We start from the raw sequence: 6,020 nt of genomic DNA, 5'->3' as shown, positions 1-6,020 counted from the left end.
CCTGGTCATCTCAAGTTTTTGGTCAGTCCATGCTCTCAAAAAGAAAAACTGTATTTTCGATCTTCAATGAAGACACAGATACTGCATGAAGTTTTTTGGGCGATTTTCCTATAAAGTCAACACCCTAGCTCTGTGGCGGAAGTCCCAAGGCATTACAGGATTAGCCTGACTCCAAAAAGCTAAACGCTGTTGTTTAGCGGTGTTTTCACCTTGCAACAAGCTATCTTTAGACTCTGAACAGCCTTTGAGATACTGACGATAAACAACAGCTTGCCCTTCTTGCACCATACTCACGTTGACACTGCGATTCTCGACAAACACCTCTGCAACTAAGCGCTTATATTTGTCAGTTTCAATAGTACGTAGAGTAATTCCTTGTCCCACTGGCAGCAATTGTTTAAGTCTTGCAGATGATTGCTGTCCCCAAGGGCTTTGCTTCATCTCTGGTGCATCAATGCAAGCGAGGCGGACAGTCACAGTTTTGTTACCAGTTCTCACCCGTATGGTGTCACCGTCACCTACGCTTACAACTGTAGCGGTAAGATTTTTGGCAAATACGGGTAACGACATTTGAGCTACAAGCAGAACGCTAATTGCAACAAAGGGAATTTTTGGAAGCATCTGTAGTAATAATCACTATATAATACTTATAATTCCCAGACAACTAATTAAAAGTAGCTAATAAAACTAGTAACTTGAGATTAATAACCCAAATTGTTAGTTAACTTGAGACTGCTCTTTTGCCCTGTAGACGCAACAGCGAACGCTACAGAGGAAGCAGTGATTGGATTGCTAGTGATAAAGCAATTCATCTATGGCGCTACTTTTTCTTTAAACTGTTTCCCAGCAGAGAATGCAGGCACTTTGGTCGCTGGGATAGTCATTGGCTCATTGGTTTTGGGATTACGCCCTTCACGTTCGGAGCGTTCGCGTCTCTCGAATGAACCAAACCCTACCAGCGTTATCTTCTCTCCATTCGCTACAGCTTCGATAACTACTGACAAAAAAGCACTAATGACTTCATCGGCTTGCTTTTTTGTGATGTTGGTCTTTGCTGCTACAGCATCTACTAATTCGCCTTTGTTCATAAATTACCCTGAAGTATTGCAAATATTGGAAATCTAGCATTACTAGCTTTTATTAGCAAAAGGGTGAAAGGAGTAAAAATCAAGCAACACATGAAAATTAACAATGCACTGCTACTGCCTCTTAGACACTCAGGCAGTCCAACCCCATTACAAAACCAACGGCAGCAATTGCTTCATCACCTTTGTCGCGTAGAATAACTGTGGGTATAGCCGAGTGCAACACCAAAGGTATTCACAAAGAAAAAGTTCATGCACTCCTTTGCTCCCGATTTGACAAGATTCAAACAGCATTGGTGATTGGAACTAACACTTGAACTCTTTAATTTAATTAACGCCGACGCTTCACAAGGATGAATAGAGCGATCGCACTTCTAAAGTTAAGATATCTCTTAAAAAGTAATTTAGGCAGGAATGATTAAAGCAATTAGTGAACGCTTATCAAGTGATTGAACTTTTCCTACAGAGTTGAGATCAGTTACAACCCGATCTAATAGTTCTCCAGCTTGCTCACGATATTGATGTTCCCGACCTCGTAAACGAACAGCAAACTTCACCGAATCGCCTTTACTCAACCACCCGACTGCTTGTTCAATGCGTAACTTATAATCAGCTACACCTATATTCAAACCAAACCGAACTTCTTTTACTACTGGTCTAGCACTTTGTGCCTGACGCTTTTTCTTTTGATACTGAAGCTTGCCATAATTCAGAATCTTTGCAACTGGAGCCTCTTTTCCTTCAGACACTAATACTAAGTCTAACTCTAGGCTTTCGGCTAGCTGTAATGCTTCATTGGTATCGGTCAAACCACGATTATTATTCTCATGGTCAATCAAGAAAACTTGGGGTCACTTGATTTGTGAGTTTATTAGTTGTTTTGGAATTGCGATAACGTTTGACTCCCAGATATTACAAATCTATAAAGTATCAGTCATGCCGACTGTTGACAGCCTTGTTGTCTAAATCTATCGTAACCTAATCTTTTGCTTCTCTTTAGTTACAAAACCTGCATGACATGGAGCGCTTCTATTGAGAATCACCTACATACTTTGGCGTTGACTGATTCTATAATCACCTTTTAAGAGGAAATTGTGTGAAGCTGTAAGAGAATGAAGAATTAAACTTTCTTCTACTAATGAGTTCTAACTTACATAATTGTAAATATGCCTTCAATTTCCTACAACCGCACCGATAGCCAGCAACCACAAAGCATTACTATTGAAGGTTATGTTGTCCGTCCTGGATTACACATTCTAACTTACGAGCAACTCAAGTTTCTACGGGAGCAAACACAGCACCATTCTCAGCTTGAACATTTAGTCAGTCAAGGCGTGATTAAGTTGACTGGTTAATAGTCGCCAGCACAAAAATCCTAACTCGCTACATCTAATTCCACATTTGCTGGCTGTTGTTGCTCCTTGACAGCACCCAGTTCCTCAATAAAAGCGTCAATTGCCTTTGCTGCTGACTGCTTACCTGTTTTCAATTTAGAAAGGACGTTTTCGCGTATTGCTAAATAATCTGGTAGGACTTGCTGCTCAACAGAAACAACCTCTTGTGTAGGTAGAGCAACTTCACCATTACGCTGATTCATTAAGCCTTTTATCTGAGCGATCGCTTCGGCTAATTCCTGTCTAATCACCTGTTTTATCTCTTCCCCATTAGTTGTAGACACAGCTAAAGCATTTACTTCCTGTTTAACTATTTCCTTAATCTCATCACTATTAGATAATGCCAGCCCAGCTTTTGTCTGACCCAGGATTCCCTGGAGCAATCTTGTTGCTGTATGATTTAATGACTCATTCTCGGAAATCTGCATTGCCGATAAAGCTTTGACTTCTGTATCAGTTAGCCCAATTGAAATTGTTACCTTAGCCATACTTTTAAAGCCTGTAAATATTAATCTTGTACATCGTTAGTTCTGGGTTATACCGTTTGCATACAGTTTCTTTGACCGAGAAGATTGGAGATTGAAGATCGCAGATTGCTTTATTGTTTGTTTTTAGTACAAGCCCAGCCCCTTGTGGGCAGAATAAATCTGAAAGACGCTCCTACGTCACTAACGCTACGCTATCGTCAATCTCAAATCTACAATCGGCAATCTACAATTGTTTGACAGTACTTTTATTGCTTACCACGAATGCTGTATAAAAAACTTATCAATGACCCAATTATTAAACTTTGCCCTGTGAGCAACTTTTACCCTCGATTCTTTAATCTAGCTTCAAGTCAGTCAAGTTGCCACTCATTCAATTCTAACGCACACTTACCTGATATCCATCTTAAAAATGAGGGCAGATGTGCCCTCATGTAAACTTTTAACTTTTAAGTATTGCCCTACATCCGCTATCCTTGCAGTTTTATAACTAGAACTTACTTGTTCGGTTCGCTGCACTGTGTAAAGTCAGCGCAGTCAGAATAGTTTACAGCTGCTATAAATACTCAACTTCGACAGCAAAATCACCTGTTGGTACAAATGTATTATAGTAGTAGTAAATTAAACTATGCACCTTTATGCACCTTCTATGGTTTCGTCGAGATTTGCGTTTAACTGATAATGAAATTGTCACCTCTTCATCTGGTAATGATGCAAGAGTTCTGCCATTCTTCATTATTGACCCTTGGTTTTATATCTGGGCTGATGTTGGAACTTCTAGAGTCCGCTTCTTGTTTGAGTCATTGGAAAATCTCGATTCAAATCTGCAAAAGTTAGGTAGTCGGCTGTACTTATTTGAAGGTAATTCTACAGACATCGTGCAAGCGTTGACTAGGCAGTTAATCATTGCAGGATATAAACCCAAACTTTTTTTTAGCCGTGATGTGCAGGTAGAGTACGGGGTCAGCCGCGATAAAACTATAGTTGATTTTTATAAGCGGCTGAATCTCGACTACCACATTGGGCTGAACAACTTTCTGCAATCACAAGATAAACGTGATGAGTGGTTTAGCGAATACTATAACTATCAAAGACAACCCCAACATCCAACACCTCAAACTATCAACACGCCCCAACTGACTCTCAATTTACCACAACTAACATTTGAAGAACTTAAACATAAGTATCACAGTTTTTGGGCAGGAGATAAAATTTATTTTTCAGGAGGTGAAACCGAAGCACAAGCCAAGCTAGACTCATTTTTACAGAAGAGATATTACGGTTATCACTGGAAGCTTTCTCGTCCAATGCTATCACAGCTTGGGGCAACATCTCACTTGTCACCACACCTGACTTTCGGGACTATTTCAACCCGTACTGTTTATCAAAGTACTAAAACCAGAGCAGAAAAATTAAAAACTCAACCCAAGGCAGAATTCTCCCTCAAAGCATTTCGAGACCGTTTACGCTGGCATGATAGTTTCACTCAAAGACTTTATTTTTATCCAGAAATTGCTTACACTAACCGTTACCCGGAATTTGATAGTTTGTATACACCATCAGAATTATCACCTGCAAAACAAGAGTTATTTCAGGCATGGCTTGAAGGAATGACAGGTTTTCCTTTAGTAGACGCAAGTATGCGGCAACTCCAAACGATGGGCTGGATGAACTTTCGGATGAGGGCAATGTGTGCCACGTTTTTAACTATCAACTGTGGTATTTCCTGGCATCACGGCGCTAGACATTATATGAACTATTTAGTAGATGGAGATTTAGCAATTAATAATTGGCAATGGCAGATGCAGGCTGGTGCAACTAATCCACTTAGCGATACTTTTCGCATCTATAACCCGTCAAAGAATATTGCCGAAAAAGATCCTCAAGGAGACTTTATTTCCCACTGGATACCGGAACTGCGGGGCTATAGTTTACCAGAAATTGAACAGGAGAAATACATTAACAATAGTTATTATCCACAACCAATTCTAGATTGGTCAAAGACGCGTAAAGTTAATGGCAAAGTTGTTTCTGACTTACGAAAGCAAACCAAACAGCGATTGTTAAGCCAAGGTGGAGATGAATACAACAATGCAAACGCTGCTAAAGAAACAGTTGAGAAATACTGGCAGCATCAAGATAGAGAGTACAAAGAATATCAACAAAGGCTTACTGAGTTGCAGGAGTAAAGCATTATCTAGATTTTAAACCAAGCTCCTCTCTCTTTTTACTAAATAAAATCACCATTCAACAATACTTTGTCGCGTCTTCCCCGCATTTATCTACTAAATACAACAAACACTTATAACGAAGACCAATTATTTGTTCATAGAGAGGATTGATTTTACATAATGGGGGAATGTGAAAAAGTGTCCGCCCTAAAATTGATACAGTTCTTTCAAAAGGACAGTGAGATGGAATTAGTTTACATAATAGTCTGGCTAATTTGGGATTATGAATTTCTAATCTTTCAACCTGATAACGAATCTGGTTTAATAAGCTGTTATTTAAATGGTCTTGCGTAGGTAAATTCATATATCAACTCTCTTTTCTGAAATCTGTTCCTCTAAAATGACAGTTATCTTCAGAGAAAAACATCGTAAATTTACGAAACTATTCCCTCGCTTCAAGAAAGCTAATTGAAATCTCAGTAAAATTCCCTAAAATCTAGAATAAGTAAGCAATTGTATTTTATATAACAACTACTACGAACAAAGCTAGTGTCTGAGGAAGCAGGAGCATAATCTTTACTTCAAGAGGCTACGCAAATGTTTACGCACCTCTTGCTTCTGTAACGATTACTGTTTTCTACTTCGAGTGTTTAGCGTCAAAAATCAAAACTGCGATCGCTTTATGCAACATCTGCAATTCAACAGTCACATTTCCCCTAACATTGCCATATCCTGTCTTGAGAACTTATTGGTTTTGGAATTACGCCCTTCACGCTAGTAGCGATGCCGAAGGCGGCAAGCTATGCGTCGCTCGAATGGGCCAAACCCTATAATTCCAGAGGCGTTAAGCTTGATATAAGGAAATAAACTTAGTTAAGATCCCAA

Annotated in this window: 7 protein-coding genes; 2 read left to right on the top strand and 5 right to left on the bottom strand. The window is 39.4% G+C overall.

The features are described from left to right. Positions 1 to 108: 108 nt before the first annotated feature. From H6G92_RS32905 to infC, 3 genes are all read right to left on the bottom strand, one after another. Positions 109 to 621, bottom strand: a complete 513-nt coding sequence (locus H6G92_RS32905; protein WP_242059405.1) for a thermonuclease family protein — start codon at positions 619 to 621, stop codon at positions 109 to 111. Between the two features lie 191 nt (positions 622 to 812). Next, positions 813 to 1,088 (bottom strand): HU family DNA-binding protein, encoded by a 276-nt coding sequence (locus H6G92_RS32900; protein ID WP_174711013.1) that lies wholly within the window; start codon positions 1,086 to 1,088, stop codon positions 813 to 815. A gap of 401 nt (positions 1,089 to 1,489) precedes the next feature. Continuing rightward, positions 1,490 to 1,924 (bottom strand): translation initiation factor IF-3, encoded by a 435-nt coding sequence (gene infC, locus H6G92_RS32895; protein WP_190900311.1) that lies wholly within the window; start codon positions 1,922 to 1,924, stop codon positions 1,490 to 1,492. A gap of 327 nt (positions 1,925 to 2,251) precedes the next feature. Here infC and H6G92_RS32890 point away from each other — a divergent pair, with 327 nt between their 5' ends. Further along, positions 2,252 to 2,440 (top strand): hypothetical protein, encoded by a 189-nt coding sequence (locus H6G92_RS32890; protein ID WP_190900309.1) that lies wholly within the window; start codon positions 2,252 to 2,254, stop codon positions 2,438 to 2,440. A 20-nt stretch (positions 2,441 to 2,460) separates the two neighbouring features. On the opposite strand, the gene H6G92_RS32885 is transcribed toward H6G92_RS32890, so the two are convergent. Next, complete coding sequence (locus tag H6G92_RS32885; protein WP_190900307.1) at positions 2,461 to 2,967, bottom strand: hypothetical protein; 507 nt, start codon at positions 2,965 to 2,967, stop codon at positions 2,461 to 2,463. A gap of 635 nt (positions 2,968 to 3,602) precedes the next feature. On the opposite strand from H6G92_RS32885, the gene H6G92_RS32880 reads away from it, so the two are divergent. Then, the gene (locus tag H6G92_RS32880; protein ID WP_190900305.1) at positions 3,603 to 5,153 is read left to right on the top strand and encodes an FAD-binding domain-containing protein; all 1,551 of its coding nucleotides are present in this window, start codon (positions 3,603 to 3,605) and stop codon (positions 5,151 to 5,153) included. Between the two features lie 58 nt (positions 5,154 to 5,211). Here the strand turns inward: H6G92_RS32880 and H6G92_RS32875 are convergent, their stop codons facing one another. Then, complete coding sequence (locus tag H6G92_RS32875; RefSeq protein ID WP_190900303.1) at positions 5,212 to 5,499, bottom strand: Mo-dependent nitrogenase C-terminal domain-containing protein; 288 nt, start codon at positions 5,497 to 5,499, stop codon at positions 5,212 to 5,214. Between the last annotated feature and the right edge of the window lie 521 nt (positions 5,500 to 6,020).

This window comes from Nostoc foliaceum FACHB-393 (assembly GCF_014698505.1).
GTDB lineage: Bacteria > Cyanobacteriota > Cyanobacteriia > Cyanobacteriales > Nostocaceae > Nostoc > Nostoc foliaceum_A.
This window is presented reverse-complemented; position numbering and strand designations above follow the sequence as displayed.